The following is a 16,988-nucleotide window of genomic DNA, read 5'->3' on the forward strand; positions in this document are numbered from 1 at the left end:
TTGATAGAATAGGTTATCACCACTTTGAGAAAGGACCTCCCTATGGCCCCACGTAATCCTCAGCGCACTCCCCCTCCCCTCATCGACATGGACACGCGCTTATACCTGTGTCAATTCCGACTGCCCTTGCAGCGAACTCTAGGAACTCGATTTGGATGACCAGATCAATCGGTCGACCTGGACGTGTATCGAATGCAATTACCCTGTGTACGTCTACATGGCCACCGACTGGGGACATAAATGCACGGCTAGGTAGCTGCTTGCTCTGCCGAGAGTGTTCTGAGCGGTGAATTGTGGTTGTGTCTTGTCGATCCAGGTTTTTAACTGGGCAAGTACGGGCAGGCTTTGCTCGCAGCGACCAGCTTTACGGTCGTCGTCGTTGAAGCACTTGAGATCACGTTCGATCCCATAGAGTTTATTGATCAGGTTCAGCGCTGTATCGGCGCGTCCCGTCCGTGTTCCTAGTTACCTGCCCGCCACTTTGTGGCGGTTGCGCGTAGCGCCTCGATCAGCTGCGTCATAGGCGATTTTTCCTACATCAAACCAGTTTTAAGCCTTCGTTCTGCCGTTCGGCATCCGCAGCGCTCATTTTACGCCTCGCTTCACCCATACGAACGTGCAGCGTTGTGGCTCCTTGGCTGGTGATAACCCCACAGATCTGGAGGGTGAGGATTTGGCTTTCCAACATACCTTGGAAGCGGTGGTACATCGCTTGGTCAGGGTCCAGCTTCAACCAATTAGCCAGGTTGCGCTCGAAGCGCTCATTCACTTGCTCGCAAAGGGTGAGGCGGCTTCTTGCTTGCCATGGCGAATTTCCTTCTTACTGCAAAGGGGCACCGATACGGTGTCCTCTACGACCTAGCCCCAGCGATGGCTGGGCTTGGTGTGCACCTGGTGCGGTTTCCCTGGCTCAACCGCGACCACCCGAAGCCGACGAGCAGATCCACCACAGGCAACGCGCTCCAGACCGATGGATTTTAAGGCAGCCGCGAGCGGCTGCTGCTAAAAAACGTTTCTCTTCCGCAGCCCAACGCTCGGCACTCTGACTAGCCCGAAAAGCGAGGCGCCTGCATTCGTTCTATGCGAATTCTCGCACGCGAGAACTACTTACCTTCCCACCGGATGAAAAAGAGTAGATATGGATCTAGGATGTCGAGGACATCTGACGCTGCATCCCACTCAAGCACATTTCGCCCTTCGGCGGCGTTCGCGATCGAGCACATATGAGTACAGGCGCCAGTCAAACTTGATCCGCTAGGGAAACTCTGAAAAAGGCTTCCAGATTTGGTGAAATACCCGCCTCACAGGAATCGAACGGTTGAGTCCCGATGAAACAGATGTCCTTCGCCGATGCTGAGTACGCCGGCAAACGTAAGCAGACCCGCCGTGAGCGATTCCTGATCGAGATGGATCAGGTCGTGCCCTGGAAGGGCTTGATTGCCTTGATCGAGCCGCATTATCCGAAAGGTGAAGGCGGTCGTCCGGCGTATCCGTTGCTGGCCATGTTGCGGGTTCATCTGATGCAGAACTGGTTCGGCTACAGCGATCCGGCGATGGAAGAATCACTCTATGAAACGACGATTCTGCGCCAGTTCGCGGGGCTGCATCTGGATCGAATTCCCGATGAAACCACGATCCTCAACTTCCGGCGCCTGCTGGAAAAACATGAGTTGGCGGGCGGGATCTTGCAGGTCATCAACGGCTATCTGGGTGACCGTGGCTTGATGCTGCGCCAAGGCACGGTGGTCGATGCGACGATCATTCATGCCCCGAGTTCGACCAAGAACAAGGACGGCAAGCGCGACCCGGAAATGCATCAGACGAAAAAAGGAAATCAGTACTTTTTTGGTATGAAAGCGCACATCGGCGTCGATGCCGAATCCGGCTTGGTGCACAGCCTGGTGGGCACGGCGGCGAATGTGGCGGACGTGACTCAGGTCGATCAGTTGTTGCATGGTGAGGAAACTTACGTGTGCGGCGATGCGGGTTATACCGGTGTGGAGAAGCGTGCTGAGCATCAGAACCGCACGATGATTTGGTCGATTGCCGCGCGTCCCAGCAGCTATAGAAAGCACGGAAAAAAGAGTTTGATCGGGCGTATGCGACGCAAGATCGAATACGCCAAAGCGCAGGTGCGGGCCAAGGTTGAACATCCCTTTCGCGTGATCAAGCGCCAGTTTGGCTACACGAAAGTACGCTTTCGTGGCTTGTCGAAAAACATCGCCCAACAGACAACCTTGTTCGCATTGTCGAACCTGTGGATGGTGCGAAAACGGTTGTTGAATGCGGGAGAGGTGCGTCTGTAATGCGGGCTGATCGCCCTGAAACAGCACGATCAGAGGAAAGAGCCGTGAATTAAAGACAAGAAGGGTCTGTTTTTCGGCCGACTTGGATTTTTTGAACCTCAAGCAGCGAGGGCCTCAAAAATCGGTGGGTACTTCAGACCTTCCTTAGAGGGCCCCGAGAGGGTGACAATCAATTTAGCGGCCAGACTGTCATTTAACAGCTTGGCATGCTTGATTAGGTGATCCTCAATGTACGTAAACGCCGGGAAATCGTTCGGAGTAAATACTTCGGAGGCTTTCATGAATCGTCCTTGTGGTTTTGGTTGCGGCAAGACGATGCCTCAAAGCATCAAACAGTGCAAGTGAGCAGCTTCTTGGGCGAGTTCGTCTATTTCCACGGAGCAAGTCAGCAAGCCTTTGCCGTCCACAGCTGGGCCAGTTAGTCATGTAACTGGGGCGATTCAATCGTTCAGTCTCGTGCAGCTTATGGACTGTCGCAGTCCTTAGAATGTAATCCGACAGCCCATCAGTTGCGCGTGGGCACAGATCTGCAGGCGCGTAACTTAAAGCAGACACCTAACGGCTAGAAGCAGTCGATTAACCGTGTGTAGTTTACCTCGATAATGCGGTGCCCACGCATTCAATTTTCAACCCTGTAGCCATGAAGAGTTCAGAGGATGCTGACGTTTTTCCAACATCACATGTTGAGGATGTCAGCCGATGCACACTCAGCCTTCCATCAAGACAGATCCAAAAACAGGCTTCGTTATTGCCCAAGCCGTCGCCTGGCTGCTACTGGCCTTCAGCAATAGGGCCATTGCGCTTACGACTGCTGGAATTTCTTCCTCTGTGGCATCTCTGCAATGCCTGGAGTACCGCGTCGTCGGAATCTGCTTCTGGTTGTTTTGCACGAGCTTTGGCTGCGAAGTCCGCACGTCCACCAAAGTGAGACATTTCATTCCCGAGCTGGTGGTGTCGAGCTATGCCGATACCGGCGGCAGCCCTTGGACCGAGCTCGCGGCGCTTTCGAGTCCGATAGCCGGCTCCGAGGGCGGCGGAAACCTGATAACACCCAATCCGTTACGCGACAATCTCCCCCGTTTTAAAAATGTCGACGTCATCGGTCATCCCGGCGGCGCAGCAGCGACTCAACTGGCCTCCCAGTCCGGTTACGCCTGCCCAAGCGGCGCGACCGCCTTCATGCCCTATTACCTCAGCACGCTGGATCCATTGGGCTGGCGCTACGGCATCCCGGAGTCGGTGTACCCCGAGTCGTTGCTCCCTGGCATGCGCGAAATCGGCAGCCAGGCAAACGGTGAGATGTGGGGGAATGTCTATCCCCGCCAAGGCTTCCTGGTACAGCCCGACGATTTCAAAGCAGGAGCGGTCATGGCCCAGCGCGCTGGCGACTTCATCACCAGAAGCGGTCAGCCGCATGTTTACCTGCCACTCACGCCAGCCGCTAGTGACGGATATTGGCCTCCCGGGCCGATTCAGGAAAACGACATCACCACGCACAAGTGGCAGTTGCTGTACCCGCAATTGCAAATGACCTGCGCTGTCTTCCCCAGCGAAGCCCTACAGAGCGAAGACGGTGGCTACGCCTGGTCGTTTTGGCGTCCTTACAGCTGCTGCAAGCGCGAGGGACAGACCTTCCTGTTCAGTATTGACTTCGAAGGAGGCGACTCATGAACCTTTGCTTGATCACTCAGCGGCTGTTTTTCTCGACTGTGCTTGGGTGTGCCGGCATTGGCGTCGAGCGTTCCGCGCATGCGGCTGATGGTGACTATCGACTGGGAAATCAGGGTGAAATCATTGACGACCGCGTGATGTACACGGTCGGCGGCGGCTCGGCAGCTGGCGCACCGACCTCGCTGTTTCGCCCGAGTGGTCTCGGGGTGGGCGTCTCGTGGCGGGCCAACATGATGTGCGGCAACATGAACCTGTCGAACACCTTGCAGAACCAACTCAACGGTGCCACCGAGGGGTTTCAGCAGATCATGGGCAGCGTCGTCCAAAACGCCACCCAGGCGGTCATGTCCCTACCGGCGCTGATCATTCAGCGCGCCAATCCTGGGCTCTATGAGTTGCTCAGCAACGGCGTCATGCAGGGACGAATCGACTTTGACCGCTCGAAACTCACCTGTCAGGCCATGGCCGAGAAGATGGCCGACAAGGTCGATCAGGCGGGCTGGGGCGCGCTAGCCAAGAATCAGGAAATGCAGAGCAACCTGGAGCAGAGCGGCGGCGATGCCGTCACGGCCGTGCGTAACACCGAGACCCACAATGGTAACAATGGGGTGAGCTGGGTCGGCGGACAGCGCGCCGGCGGCAATGCGCAAAGCGCAATTCATGTCACCGCCGACGTGGTCAGGGCAGGCTACAACTTACTGCACAACCGATCGGTCGAGGACACCTCGAGCATGAACGATTGCCAGGGCGGGGCCATCTGCCAAGCCTGGTCATCCCCAGGACAAGCGTCGGAATGGGCGACGCGCGTGCTGGGCGAAACGGAAGTGGCCACCTGCGATGACTGCGAGACCTTGCGCAGCACGGCGGGTGCTGGTCTTTCTCCCCTGATTCAGGAAACCTACGAACAGCATCTGGAAGGCCTCCAACAACTGCTCAGCGGAAGCGCCGACCCATCTCCTGAAAATCTTGCGAAAGTCTCCAGTCCGATGTTGCCGGTATCCCGCGGCGTCATCGAGGGGTTACGTGATGATCCTGACCAGGATGTATTGGCGCGCCGGCTGGCCAGTGAGACGGCGCTCTCGAAGGTGATCTACGAAGCTCTCCTGCTCCAACGCACATTGGCCGCAGGCAGCCGAGAGCCTAACGTCGCTTCGGCCGCACCCGCCCAATCCTCGCTGCACAAAAACATCTCCGCACTGGATCGTGAAGTCCAGATGCTGCAGACAGAGCTCCAGGTCAGACAGTCGTTGGCCACCAACACCGCAAGCCTGGTGCTCGACCGGCATGCCGGAGGCGCCGACGGTTCTCGAACCATTGAGCAGCGTGATCCAGAACCCGGTCGACTGGAACAAGCTGATAAAGCCAATGGGAGGCCGTGATGCGCTCATCGCTACGATCACTGCTACTCGCCGTGCTCATCACCATTGGAGCCTGCGTAAGCGCCATCTTCATTGCATGGATCGTATTGAGCACCGTTGGCGATGCCATCCGCTGGAGCGAGTTCTCCAGGCGTTTCGAGATCGGACTGACTATCGGCCGGGCACTGCTTTACAGCGCCCTATTCGCGAGCTGGTGGGCGAACCGGAAGCGACAACAACACCCTGCCCGGCGCCGATTGCTCGATCGCACCGGCCTAGCGGGTTTCGCCAGCATCCTGCTCGTTGAGCTCAATCGTATCCTAGGGTGACGCCATGACCATGAGTACCAACAGCTATCTCGAGTTCTACCTGTCGTTACTGGCCTGGATCATCAACAACGGGATCTGGAACACGCTGGTCGATACGGGTCTCTACGCGGCCCCCTTTGCCGCCATCATCCTTCAGGAATGGCTCTCGGCACGCCAGCAAGGCGCTGACGAAGGCAACAAGGGCCTGCTTTCAATCCCGCGGATAGAGAATCGATTGTGGCTTGCCTATGTCACGCTGATGTTTGGCTGCATGCCGATACTGCCGATTAATCTGGCATCGATGACACTCGATGCGTCGAACAGCCAGCGCTGCGGTGTATCGCTGTCCACGCCATCACAAACCGCATGGGGCTCGACGTTCAATACGATCGGTGACAAATCCGCCACCGTACCGATCTGGTGGTTTTTGGTGCATACCCTGAGTAAAGGGGTGACGGCTGCGGCCACCGCATCGATTCCCTGTGCCCCCGATATTCGCCAGATGCGCATGGACATCGATGCCACGCGCATCGATGACCAAGTGTTGCTCCAGGAGGTCGCCGACTTTACCCGTGATTGCTACGGCTATTCCAGGTCGAGGATGTTTACCAACCGGCCGGATCTGGACAAGGCCCAAAGCTACGACGCTGCGTGGATTGGCTCGAGTTACCTGCTGAACACCGCGGGTTATTACGACACCGACCGGTCGAGAACGCCGCGGGTGAATTGGCCCTATGACGACGTACGGGACACTTCACTGGCTCGCCTTCCCAACGGTGCAGGCTACCCGAGGTGTCGTGAATGGTGGAGCGACCCCGAAATCGGGCTTCGCGATCGCTTGGTGAACCAGGTGGATGTGACGCTATGGACATCCCTGAAGGGATGGCTCTCGGGTAGCTCAGCGAGCGAAGTAGAGGACGCGACGCTTCGCCAGCTTGTGAGCCCGCAACAACAGTCGCTGACCATGTCACCCGGACAGGTCTATCAAAGCTATGGGGCGAGCGCACGTGGTGGTTCCGTGAACCAGGGACTTAACAATCTGGCAACCAACACTGGCTTGGCCTTGGGATCCTTCAGCAACTTCCCTGCGATGAACGCACTACGCTCGGCGCTACCGATGATTCAAGCGTTCCTGATCATGGGGACCGTCATCAGCCTGCCGTTGGTACTTTTAATCAGCACCTTTCAGCTCAAGACCGTGATGACGGTGACGTTTGCGCTGTTCACCTTGCACATGTTGACCTTCTGGTGGGAGCTTGCAAGGTGGATCGACTCGAGCATGCTTGATGCCCTGTACAACCAGGTTTCGACGACGGATCAAGTGCTGTTATCCCTTCCAACATCCGGGGTGATGGATGGGACGGTTACTGCACAGGTGATCGAGTACGTGATGGGGGCGATGTTTATCGTTCTGCCCATGATATTTTTTGGTGCCATGAGCTGGACAGGATACAACGTCGGTGCCGGCTTGGAAGGGATGCTTAACAACGGTTCCCGTGCGGCACAAAATGAAGGAGCGAAGGGCTCGGCACAGATAACGGGGGCGGTAAAAAAGCTGAAATAACCCTATCTGAATTATTTCAGCGATCCGTAATCATCATATCGCTCTGGGTGATAGAAGCGGTGCTCTGGATGAGATACATCGTCCACCGTGGGCAAGTCAGACGGTGTAGAAGTCGGTAGCGCCGCAAGAACGAACAATCCGAGCAGCACCATCGCGGCAGATATCGCGAAGCTCGCAGCCGAGATAACGATAGTGCACTTTATGAGCGCGAAGGCATACTTTCTGCCAGGCAGAGGTATGAAGGCCAAGCTTGGCGATTCAAGTGCACGCGCTTCTAGCCTATTTGCTACGCGAATGAGCTTTGCTGCAACCTTGCCGGCGCTTTGAGCAATAGCCGGAATTGCGCGCGGAGTACTCGATTGCTGAATGGCCATGAGATCTGCCCCATCCGAATATTCGTTATGAAAATACTACTCCGGACCGCAGTCCATGTCTGACCGCTCGTCAGTCTGCATAGCGGAGGGAAACGAGATAGAGCTCTGTGGACGCTACCCCGGCTGGCACGGGGAATTAGCATTGACGCGCCGGATCATCCTGGATATCTAAGAGGTGCAATGCGCTGGCTAGCCAGCATCCCAAATAGCCAGGACCTGTAAGGCTAAGTCACCCCTGTGATGGTCCAGCCCAAGTGCGATCCGCGTTCGGTAGCTCGCACGGTCACCTTCGGGTGATGAACGCCAAATGCCCCCCTGGTGGGCATTAGCTTGTCCACGACCATGCCACATAGCAACACCCACTCCATGTGAGGGATCTTCTCCCTCCATGGGACAGATGCCCTCGCGACTCTATCGAGGACATCCGTTATGTTGAAATTCAAAGGCTCCGACTTGCGCGCGGTTCTGCTCGAGGCGCGCACACATCAATGCCGTATCGTCCTGGCCAAGGATCAAGGCGTGTACCTGCTCTCCGAGTTCGGCGAGAAGCTTGCCGATGGACCCCGGAAGCATCTGGCGTATGCCGTAGGCTGTAACCCAGAGGTCGACGCCTTTGACGACTGGTGGAGCAGAGCACGCGCCGAACTCGGTGGAGATGATTTCGCTGAATACTTTGACGTGCAGGACGCCGTCCTTGCCAGAGCCTGGGAAACAGGCGGGGACCTGGTCCTGGAAGCGACCGAAACACACATCACCCTGGCGGTGGAAAATACGCCATCTAAAAGACACTAGCGTGCTTTTCAGCCCCTCCTTCGAGGGGCTTTTCTTTGATCGGAGGTCAGCACCCAATACCTAAAGCGGTTGCGTGGACATGGACCTTTTGTCGGCCCATTACCAAAAAATTTCGCCAATGGAATCCGGTAGAAAGTAAGGCCTTTTGTCTCGCCTCAATGGCATTGACCCTCCCACGGCTTAACGTTAAATACTCGATTGTACCCTGCTGCAAACCGCAGCCAGACAGCCCGAACCTTCAAGGTTGAGTCACCACGGTGACCGGTTCATCCCAAGTGCGATTCGCGTTCGGAAGCTCGCACGGTCACCTCGCGGTGATGAGCGCTTACTTACCCTTCCCGTCTGCTGACGGTACTGACCGCTCCGCGTCCAGGGATCCCCTCCCCATCGCGCGTATCTGTTCATCATCCTGCGACAGGCTTCGCGGACGAAGCTGCGCAGGGTCATTTCAGGAAGCCACACCATGCTCATGAAGACCACCCCTGCCCCCTCGTTCGTCTGCTCCGCTCTAGCCTGGGAGCAAGCCGTTCTGCTTGATCCACCGCGCGAGCAAAGCGATCTGCAGGAGCAGAGGCTGAGCTCGTTGATCCGTACCGCACTGGAACTCCATCAACTGAGGCCTGACGATTCCAGCATCGGCTTCGACGTCTTGTTGCCGATGCCGGGAAACCAACCACCGCGGGCGCTCTCCATGCTGCTGCAAGTCATCCACTCGCCGGCGCGGCACCCGGCGTTGCTGATTACCCTCGACCACGAGCATCACTGACCCACCCCCAGGCTCTGCCTGACCGACTGCACCACCCTCACCCGCTCGGGAACACTTCCCGAGCGGGAGGCGTTCCCTCTTCAATCCTGGAGAACGCCATGTCTGATATCTACCTCGACGTCACACAGAAAATCGTCACCGCGCTCGATCAAGGAGTCATTCCTTGGATCAAGCCTTGGTCACCCGCACACCACGGGGCGCTCCAGCCCTTCCCTGTCAACGCCGTCACTGGCCGCGCCTACTCAGGCATCAACATCCCCTTGCTGTGGGCTGAAGCACGCCTGAAGGGCTACACGCAGGATCGATGGCTCACTTTCAACCAGGCGCGCAAGGCCGGCGGACACATCCGCAAGGATGAACATGCGACCTTGGCCGTGCTGTACAAACCGATGAGCCGCGAGCAGCAGGACGACACCGGCCAACCGGTGCTGGATGAACAGGGCAATGCCGAACAAGTGCAATTCGCAATCCTGAAGACGCATTGCCTGTTCAACATCGAGCAGACCGAGAATGCCGAGAACCTGGATGTTGAGGCCATCGCCCCCGATGAAGGCTCGCCGTTCGTGAACCACGACCTGGCAGAGCAACTGCTGATCGACTCGGGGGCTCGGATTGATCACCGTCCCGGTGATGAAGCGTTCTATCAGCCAATCGCCGACCGCATTCAGTTGCCGACCAAACCGCAGTTCAACACTGAAGGCGATTACTACGCCACGGCGCTCCATGAATTGACCCATTGGACGGGTCACCATTCAAGGCTCAAACGCGAAGGCATCGTCGGACAGCACCGCTTCGGCGCCACCGAATATGCCTTCGAGGAACTGGTGGCGGAAATGGGCGCAGCGTTTCTATGTGCCCTGACCGGCATTCAGGGAGAACTGCGGCATGAGGGCTATATCGCCTCGTGGTTGAAACTGCTCAAGGACGACAAGCGAGCGATCTTCCGCGCCAGCGGCCATGCCCGTGATGCCGCGGACTTTCTACTTGAACTGCAACACCGGAAACAGGAGGACCTGCCGCAAAGCGCTTAAAGAATGAGTGTCACGAGAACAACAAAGCCCAGCGTTGCTGGGCTTTGTTGTTCGTGCGGTTCCGGAAGAACCGCCTTACTGAATCACTCCAGCCAGCTTTCGACCGTATCGCCACCAAATTCCTGCTTCCAGGCTTTCAGGGTGCGGTGATTGCCGCCTTTGGTCTCGACCACTTCGCCGCTGTGCGGGTTCTTGTAGCGCTTGAGCTCTCGCGGTTTGCGCGACTTGACGGCGGAAGCGGTCGACGAAGCCGGGGCTGCACGATAGTGCGGGTCCAGAATCGCGATCACCTGCTTCAGACCGACGTTGTATTCGGCGAGCAACTCCTGAAGCTTGGTCTCGAACTCGATTTCACGCTTGAGGCCCGAATCATTTTTCATCTGGTCCAGCTGCTGCAACTGCGCCGCCAGTTGTGCTTCCAGCGCCTTGAACTCTGCCAGCTTCGATATGATGAATCCTCATACTCAATTAATTAATAACAATCTACAGATCAGAAGCAAATCCTGAGGCAACACGTTCGTGACTGGTAGCGATGGCTCCCCATACGACCCTAACGTTACTCGATATCAAGCGTCGCACACAGATGCGCGACTAGCTCACGGGGCGCTGAGCTATCCACCACCTTGTAGATGAGTTCACGTTTGCTGCGCGGCAACTTCTTCACGCAACGCTTCGCGGCTGCCCGGATCGCCTCATCGGTACCGTGAATGCGATCGGCCAGCAACAGGATCAATGTAGCATCACTCAGCGTCACAACTGCGCCTCATGTTTCTGAATAGGACGATTCTACGCCGAAAAGGAAACAGCCGCCCATAGGTGGTTCAACTTTTAAAATGACGGAACGCATACCGATATAGCACTAAAAAGGTAAGGGGCCAGCATGTTAAAGGGAATGGCAAAGAGTCAATGGATGAAGGGAACGGGGATCAAGGGTAAGAGGCCTATCCGCGAAAAGCCCAAAAGGCCCTGCCCTGCCAAAACGGTGGAGACTTGATGCGCAAGCTGTTTGAACGGAAAAAGGGCCATATACCGTCAGAGCCTACTCATGGGGTACCGGTAGGCTGGACGCCGGTGCACCCTCCCACCCATTTGTTGGCTGAACCACACCGTCAACGGCTGATGGAACGCATCTGGCAGTACACCGCGTTGTCGACGGAACAGTTCGAGCAGCTCTACCGACAGCCGCTGTTACGCTATGCCGAATACGTCCAACTGCTCCCCGCCAGCGAAAGCCACCACCACGCCTATGCCGGCGGCATGCTCGATCATGGCCTGGAAGTGGTGGCCACCGTGCTGAAGTTGCGTCAGTCCCACCTCCTGCCTGCCACGGCCGCACCCGAGGATCAGGCCGTGCAAGCGGATGCCTGGTCGGCAGCCATCGGCTACGGGGCACTCCTGCACGACATCGGCAAAGTGGCCGTCGACTTAGAGGTGGAGTGCCTCGACGGCCGGCGCTGGCATCCGTGGCATGGTCCCTTGGAAAACCCCTACCGCTTTCGCTATGTCACCGGTCGCGACTACAAACTGCATAATGCGGCTGCAGGCCTGGTCTTCACCCAGATTCTCGATCGGGACATTCTGGACTGGCTCAGCGCTTACCCTACGCCCTGGTACAGCCTGCTTTACGTGCTTGCCGGCCAGTACGAGCATGGCGGCGTGCTCGGCGAGCTGGTCACCCAGGCTGATCGCATTTCCACCGCACAGAACATCGGTGGCAATCCCGCCAAGGCGTTGAAAGCGCCGGTACGCTCACTACAGCACCATCTACTCAGCGCACTGCGTCACCTGGTGAGGAACGAGCTGAAGCTCAACCAGGCCGGTGCGGCAGGTTGGCTGACAAACGAAGCACTGTGGCTGGTCAGCAAGGTAGCTGCGGATAAAATTAGAGCGTACTTGCTCGCTCAATCCATTGATGGCGTGCCTTCATCCAACATTGCCCTCTTCGATGAACTGCAATCCCATGGCTTGGTTGAGGCAAACAGCGAAGGCAAGGCAATATGGAAGGCAACCGTCATCGACGGCGATTGGCAGCAACAATTCACCTTCCTGCGACTGCAGCCATCGCTCATTTGGGCGGATGAAACCAGGCCAACCGAGTTTGGCGGTACGGTGGAACCCGTCCTCGATGTCGAGCCTGACCAAACCCTACCACTGGCACCAATTGTCGCTAACACCCCCTCCCCACCCGCGCCCTACGAGTCCTCGCTTCACAATTCGCGGAGTTCGGAGCCCCCGGGAATCTATCCACCCGAAGCGGATGACAGCGACTATCTGGGGCCATTACTGGAACTGTTTGAGATGCCAGATTCCGATCAGGGTGTCGCACTGGCCAACGCACGGAATACCACGGACCAAAACAACGATCTTGGAAAACACTTCCTGGAGTGGTTGCGGGCCAGTCTGCAGAACCATGCGCTGATCATCAATGACAGCCGGGCCAAGGTGCATACCGTCGACGACACTTACTTCCTGGTAACCCCCGGTATATTCCAACGCTATGCCATGGAATGCCAGGAGCAAGTAGTTCATATCGACAGTACAGAAGCCTGGCCAAGCGTGCAGAAAAGCTTTGAAAAATTGAACCTCCACAACCGCAAGCCAAACGGCGAGAACATCTGGACCTGCCAAGTGCAAGGTCCCCGAAAGCGCGGAAAATTGAACGGTTACTTGATTAAAAACCCGCTAGAACTCAGCCCAGACGGGCTGAGTAACAATCCATTTCTTAGATTGACCGACAGCTGAGGATCGGGTGAACAGCAAGCGACGGGTTACCGAAGGCTAAGCCTTGGCGGAGGAGTATGTGAGGTCACGGATAGAATCCATTCACCATTCGCCATTCGCCATTCGTCAGCGGTATCAGCTAGGCGACCAATCAACCAGGCATCCCCCGTGCAAGCCGAGCTTGGCGTACACTGAAAGCCATCGACTACCACCCTGCTCCGCCTCAGAGATCGCCAATCTCGATCGCCCGCACACCCTGCGCTACTGGGGGCAAAAATGGGGGCATATTTTAGTTTTTATGACCTGAAAATACTGAGCTAGAGCCATGTCAAAATGTTTTTTGGCGACCCGGATAGCCTCTGACCTAGCTCCACTGAATTCAATTAATTCGTTATAAAACAAAAGTTTAGCGCTAAAAACTGTCCACTGCCGCCCGTCCAATTCCACTGATTTCCAAGACCTCTGGGGGTATATTTGGGGTACTTTTTCAGTTTGGCGAAAACGGTACCCCCAGCAAATGCCCCCTGACACCACCCCCGCTTTTCGGCGCAAACTCAGCGACGCCTTCGTCCGCTCGGTGGACCAATCGGGCAAATACGCCGATGGCGAAGTCCCCGGCCTGTTCCTCCAGGTGAAGACGTCGCTGAAAGCCGGCAAGCCGGCGTCCAAGTACTGGCGGCTCAAGTATCGCCTGCACGGCAAGGAAAACCTGTTTGCCGTCGGCCGCTATCCGGACATTGGGCTCAAGGAAGCACGCGACATCGCCCGCGCGGCGCGACGTGACGTGGCCAACCATATTGCCCCGCTCAAGGCAAAGACGGCCCAGCTCGAGGCCCAGTTGCTCAACGAGGCGCGCACCTCCCGCTACGTCGCCGAGCAGTGGCTGAACTTCAAGTCCGCGGAACTGGTGACCAAATCCGTCTCGGGGTTCACCGGTGCACTCAATAATCACCTCCTGCCGCGCATCTTCCAACTGTTCGACGGCAACCTGGGTACCCCGCGCTAGTCGACTCCCCCCGCCTGTTCCTCAGCCCGCAATGGCAGCAGGCCGTTGAGCACAGCGCCGCAAACCATGCCCATTCATTGCCCAAAGAAATTTGCTACCAGTTTCACTCACTTTTTAAAAAGTCCATTCCAAATCTGGCGCCGAGCAGGACCATGGTCGAAGCCGCGAGCGAAAGATCTTTCCGGATGTCATCTTGCCACGCTAGAAACACGGCCGTCGCCAAGCAATTCACATGTGTAATCGTCCATCTGTAGCGTGACCACCAGCAAACCAACGCTGGCCATTGCAGCCTCGCGGCAGCGGTTACATCGCATTGCCGATATGTGCTACTTGCCCCTCGCCTTCCTCCCCTACAGTCGAGGCGTGCAGGCCCCCGCGCCCGCCATGCCAACCGACTGCAGGAAGGAGCCATCAGTGCTCCGTCGAGGAAACGAGCCATGTTCAAAGCGCTGTCCAAACACCCCCGCACACCCGCCGCCCGGCTTGCCCTGGCGATTTCCCTGAGCCTGGCCAGCCTGCCATGGTGGTTGCCCGAGGCCAGCGCCCACGGTGGCGCCGCCGAGATGGTGCCGCTGCAATCGACCCTGGAAGACTTCGGCGCCAGCGTCAAATGGGACGACTACGCCGACGTCTTCGTCATCGCCAAGGACGGGGCCTACGTCAAGGTCAAGCCCAACACCCGGGTGGCCATGCTCAACGGCAAGCGCATCGAGTTGCAGGTACCGGTGGTGTTCAAGGGCAAGACCGCGTACATGTCCCACGACTTCATCAACGAGGTGTTCCAGTCGGGGCTGGACAAGACCTTCGTGGTGGAAACCCGCCCGCACCCGCTCAACCCGCTCAGCGCCGATGAAATCAAGACCGCCGTGGACGCCATCAAGGCCTCGCCGCACTACCAGGGCAATTACCGCTTCACCGAAATCTCCCTGCACGAGCCGGCCAAGGATCAGGTGTGGAAGTTCGTCTACACCGGCAACCCGGTCAACGACCCACGCGAAGCCAACGTGGTGGTGCTGGACGGCAAGCACGTGATCGAAAGCACCGTCGACCTCAAGACCCGCCAGGTGCTGTCCTGGAAACCCATCGTCGGCGCCCACGGCATGGTGCTGCTGGACGACTTCACCGCCGTGCAGTCGATCATCGAAGGCAGCAGCGAGTACGCCCAGGCGTTGAAAACCCGCGGCATCAATGACGTGAAGAAGGTGGTGACCACGCCGCTGACCGTCGGCTATTTCGACGGCAAGGACGGCCTGGCCCAGGACAAGCGCCTGCTCAAGGTGGTCAGCTACCTGGACGTGGGCGACGGCAACTACTGGGCCCACCCCATCGAGAACCTGGTGGCCGTGGTCGACCTGGAACAGAAGACAGTGGTGAAGATCGAGGACGCCGGGGTGATCCCCGTGCCGATGAAACCCACCCCCTACGACGGGCGTGGGCGCAAGGCGGCCACGGTCAAGCCGCTGGAGATCATCGAGCCTGAGGGCAAGAACTACACCATCACCGGCAACAGCATCCACTGGCAGAACTGGGACCTGCACCTGCGCCTGGACTCGCGCGTGGGGCCGATCCTGTCCACCGTCACCTATGACGACAAGGGCACCAAGCGCAAGATCATGTACGAAGGCAGCCTGGGCGGCATGATCGTGCCCTACGGCGACCCGGACGTGGGCTGGTACTTCAAGGCCTACCTGGACTCGGGCGACTACGGCATGGGCACCCTCACCTCGCCCATCCAGCGCGGCAAGGATGCGCCGCAGAACGCCGTGCTGCTGGACGCCACCATTGCCGACTACACCGGCAAGCCGACCACCATCCCCCACGCCATGGCGATTTTCGAGCGCTACGCGGGGCCGGAGTACAAGCACCAGGAAATGGGCCAGCCCAACCTGTCCACCGAGCGGCGTGAACTGGTGATCCGCTGGATCAGCACCGTGGGCAACTACGACTACATCTTCGACTGGGTGTTCCAGCAGAACGGCACCATCGGCATCGACGCCGGCGCCACCGGCATCGAAGCGGTCAAGGGCGTGAAGAGCAAGACCATGCACGACGCCACTGCCAAGCAGGACACCCAATACGGCACGCTGATCGATACCAACATTGTCGGTACCACCCACCAGCACATCTACAACTTCCGCCTGGACATGGACATCGACGGCGAAAACAACAGCCTGGTGGAGGTTAACCCGGTGGTGGCCGGCAACGACCGTGGCGGGCCGCGCACCAGCACCATGCAGATCCAGCAGCAGAAAGTGACCAACGAACAGGGCGCCGCGCAGAAGTTCGACCCGGCCACGGTGCGCCTGCTGAGCAACCCCAACAAGGAAAACCGCATGGGCAACCCGGTGTCCTACCAGTTGATCCCGTACGCCGGCGGCACCCACCCGGTGGCCAAGGGCGCCAACTTCGGCAAGGATGAATGGCTGTACCACCGCCTGAGCTTCATGGACAAGCAGATCTGGGTGACCCGCTACAACCCGGACGAGCGCTACCCGGAAGGCAAATACCCAAACCGTTCCGACAAGGACACCGGGCTTGGCCAGTACACCCAGGACAACCAGTCCATCGACAACACCGACGACGTGGTGTGGCTAACCACCGGCACCACCCACGTGGCGCGCGCCGAGGAATGGCCGATCATGCCGACCGAGTGGGTGCACATGCTGCTCAAGCCGTGGAATTTCTTTGACGAGACGCCGACGTTGAATCTCAATTCGCCGAAGTAAAGCGTCTGAAACCGCGATGCAGACACCGCCGTCCCGTAGCAGCAACTGTCTATGTGGGAGCGGGTTCTACCCGCGAAAAGCACACCGCGGCGTATCAGGAAGTCCGCGTGCCGCTCTTCTTGGGTAGAACCCGCTCCCACAGGGAGAGGTGTAGCTGCCGAAGGCTGCGTCTGGCGCACGCGGTGTGGCAGATACTCCGCAGTGCCTGTGACGCGGCCTGGCGGCCGCTGCTACAGAAACCGCGTCGTCTGCATCGCGACTGAAGTCGGCTCCTGCGCCGCCCGGGGTAGGAGCCGGCCTTGGCCGCGATGCAGGCGACACCGTCCCGTAGCAGCAACTGTCTTTGTGGGAGCGGGTTCTACCCG

The 16,988-nt window shown here is 58.0% G+C and carries 14 protein-coding genes and 2 pseudogenes; 10 read left to right on the top strand and 6 right to left on the bottom strand.

All coding sequences use genetic code 11. The features are described from left to right. Window positions 1-246: 246 nt before the first annotated feature. Window positions 247-456, bottom strand: a pseudogene (locus PMM47T1_RS29335) (IS66 family transposase); the annotation flags it as partial. An 82-nt stretch (window positions 457-538) separates the two neighbouring features. Beyond that, entirely contained in the window at window positions 539-769 is a 231-nt protein-coding gene (locus PMM47T1_RS25140; RefSeq protein ID WP_008374336.1) for a hypothetical protein, read from the bottom strand. Window positions 770-1,328: 559 nt separating this feature from the next. On the opposite strand from PMM47T1_RS25140, the gene PMM47T1_RS25145 reads away from it, so the two are divergent. Then, complete coding sequence (locus tag PMM47T1_RS25145) at window positions 1,329-2,306, top strand: IS5 family transposase (RefSeq protein ID WP_008374339.1); 978 nt, start codon at window positions 1,329-1,331, stop codon at window positions 2,304-2,306. A gap of 98 nt (window positions 2,307-2,404) precedes the next feature. On the opposite strand, the gene PMM47T1_RS25150 is transcribed toward PMM47T1_RS25145, so the two are convergent. Further along, on the bottom strand, window positions 2,405-2,587 hold the full coding sequence (locus tag PMM47T1_RS25150; RefSeq protein WP_008374341.1) for a hypothetical protein: 183 nt from the start codon (window positions 2,585-2,587) through the stop codon (window positions 2,405-2,407). A 418-nt stretch (window positions 2,588-3,005) separates the two neighbouring features. Between PMM47T1_RS25150 and PMM47T1_RS25155 the strand changes: the two genes are divergently transcribed. The 3 genes from PMM47T1_RS25155 (at window position 3,006) to PMM47T1_RS25170 (ending at window position 7,207) form a co-directional block, all read left to right on the top strand. After that, window positions 3,006-3,977 (top strand): TIGR03756 family integrating conjugative element protein, encoded by a 972-nt coding sequence (locus tag PMM47T1_RS25155; protein ID WP_008374343.1) that lies wholly within the window; start codon window positions 3,006-3,008, stop codon window positions 3,975-3,977. After that, the gene (locus PMM47T1_RS25160) at window positions 3,974-5,356 is read left to right on the top strand and encodes an integrating conjugative element protein (RefSeq protein ID WP_008374346.1); all 1,383 of its coding nucleotides are present in this window, start codon (window positions 3,974-3,976) and stop codon (window positions 5,354-5,356) included. The genes PMM47T1_RS25155 and PMM47T1_RS25160 overlap by 4 nt, the downstream gene beginning before the upstream one ends. Before the next feature lie 312 nt (window positions 5,357-5,668). Next, window positions 5,669-7,207, top strand: coding sequence for a conjugal transfer protein TraG N-terminal domain-containing protein (locus PMM47T1_RS25170; protein WP_008374351.1), 1,539 nt, complete (start codon window positions 5,669-5,671; stop codon window positions 7,205-7,207). 11 nt (window positions 7,208-7,218) lie between these two features. Here the strand turns inward: PMM47T1_RS25170 and PMM47T1_RS30005 are convergent, their stop codons facing one another. After that, the gene (locus PMM47T1_RS30005) at window positions 7,219-7,581 is read right to left on the bottom strand and encodes a hypothetical protein (RefSeq protein ID WP_157213086.1); all 363 of its coding nucleotides are present in this window, start codon (window positions 7,579-7,581) and stop codon (window positions 7,219-7,221) included. A gap of 429 nt (window positions 7,582-8,010) precedes the next feature. Between PMM47T1_RS30005 and PMM47T1_RS25175 the strand changes: the two genes are divergently transcribed. The 3 genes from PMM47T1_RS25175 to PMM47T1_RS25185 all read left to right on the top strand — a co-directional run bounded on the left by PMM47T1_RS25175 (window position 8,011) and on the right by PMM47T1_RS25185 (window position 10,170). Continuing rightward, window positions 8,011-8,373, top strand: coding sequence for a DUF3085 domain-containing protein (locus PMM47T1_RS25175; RefSeq protein WP_008374353.1), 363 nt, complete (start codon window positions 8,011-8,013; stop codon window positions 8,371-8,373). A gap of 463 nt (window positions 8,374-8,836) precedes the next feature. Further along, a complete protein-coding gene (locus PMM47T1_RS25180) occupies window positions 8,837-9,139 on the top strand; it encodes a hypothetical protein (protein WP_008374355.1) in 303 nt (100 codons plus the stop codon). Window positions 9,140-9,237: 98 nt separating this feature from the next. Continuing rightward, on the top strand, window positions 9,238-10,170 hold the full coding sequence (locus PMM47T1_RS25185) for an ArdC family protein (protein ID WP_008374356.1): 933 nt from the start codon (window positions 9,238-9,240) through the stop codon (window positions 10,168-10,170). Window positions 10,171-10,253: 83 nt separating this feature from the next. Here PMM47T1_RS25185 and PMM47T1_RS25190 read toward each other — a convergent pair whose 3' ends face one another. Together PMM47T1_RS25190 and PMM47T1_RS25195 are read right to left on the bottom strand one after the other, a co-directional pair. Further along, on the bottom strand, window positions 10,254-10,619 hold the full coding sequence (locus PMM47T1_RS25190; protein WP_043301510.1) for a histone-like nucleoid-structuring protein, MvaT/MvaU family: 366 nt from the start codon (window positions 10,617-10,619) through the stop codon (window positions 10,254-10,256). Between the two features lie 107 nt (window positions 10,620-10,726). Further along, the gene (locus PMM47T1_RS25195; protein WP_008374360.1) at window positions 10,727-10,924 is read right to left on the bottom strand and encodes a DUF7740 domain-containing protein; all 198 of its coding nucleotides are present in this window, start codon (window positions 10,922-10,924) and stop codon (window positions 10,727-10,729) included. Window positions 10,925-11,163: 239 nt separating this feature from the next. Here PMM47T1_RS25195 and mobH point away from each other — a divergent pair, with 239 nt between their 5' ends. The 3 genes and pseudogenes from mobH to tynA all read left to right on the top strand — a co-directional run bounded on the left by mobH (window position 11,164) and on the right by tynA (window position 16,623). Beyond that, a complete protein-coding gene (gene mobH / locus PMM47T1_RS25200; protein ID WP_043301512.1) occupies window positions 11,164-12,912 on the top strand; it encodes a MobH family relaxase in 1,749 nt (582 codons plus the stop codon). A 496-nt stretch (window positions 12,913-13,408) separates the two neighbouring features. Continuing rightward, window positions 13,409-13,858 (top strand): annotated as a pseudogene (locus tag PMM47T1_RS25205) (Arm DNA-binding domain-containing protein); the annotation flags it as partial. 476 nt (window positions 13,859-14,334) lie between these two features. Beyond that, the gene (tynA, locus tag PMM47T1_RS25210) at window positions 14,335-16,623 is read left to right on the top strand and encodes a primary-amine oxidase (RefSeq protein ID WP_008374366.1); all 2,289 of its coding nucleotides are present in this window, start codon (window positions 14,335-14,337) and stop codon (window positions 16,621-16,623) included. Window positions 16,624-16,988: the final 365 nt, after the last annotated feature.

It is taken from the genome of Pseudomonas sp. M47T1 (assembly GCF_000263855.1).
Taxonomy (GTDB): domain Bacteria; phylum Pseudomonadota; class Gammaproteobacteria; order Pseudomonadales; family Pseudomonadaceae; genus Aquipseudomonas.

Coding starts and splice junctions, on each gene's coding strand:
- tynA (WP_008374366.1), top strand. CDS start 14,335: ATGTTCAAAGCGCTGTCCAAACACCCCCGCACACCCGCCGCCCGGCTT.
- PMM47T1_RS25150 (WP_008374341.1), bottom strand. CDS start 2,587: ATGAAAGCCTCCGAAGTATTTACTCCGAACGATTTCCCGGCGTTTACG.
- PMM47T1_RS30005 (WP_157213086.1), bottom strand. CDS start 7,581: ATGGCCATTCAGCAATCGAGTACTCCGCGCGCAATTCCGGCTATTGCT.
- PMM47T1_RS25185 (WP_008374356.1), top strand. CDS start 9,238: ATGTCTGATATCTACCTCGACGTCACACAGAAAATCGTCACCGCGCTC.
- PMM47T1_RS25155 (WP_008374343.1), top strand. CDS start 3,006: ATGCACACTCAGCCTTCCATCAAGACAGATCCAAAAACAGGCTTCGTT.
- PMM47T1_RS25160 (WP_008374346.1), top strand. CDS start 3,974: ATGAACCTTTGCTTGATCACTCAGCGGCTGTTTTTCTCGACTGTGCTT.
- PMM47T1_RS25175 (WP_008374353.1), top strand. CDS start 8,011: ATGTTGAAATTCAAAGGCTCCGACTTGCGCGCGGTTCTGCTCGAGGCG.
- PMM47T1_RS25170 (WP_008374351.1), top strand. CDS start 5,669: ATGACCATGAGTACCAACAGCTATCTCGAGTTCTACCTGTCGTTACTG.
- PMM47T1_RS25145 (WP_008374339.1), top strand. CDS start 1,329: ATGAAACAGATGTCCTTCGCCGATGCTGAGTACGCCGGCAAACGTAAG.
- PMM47T1_RS25180 (WP_008374355.1), top strand. CDS start 8,837: ATGCTCATGAAGACCACCCCTGCCCCCTCGTTCGTCTGCTCCGCTCTA.
- mobH (WP_043301512.1), top strand. CDS start 11,164: ATGCGCAAGCTGTTTGAACGGAAAAAGGGCCATATACCGTCAGAGCCT.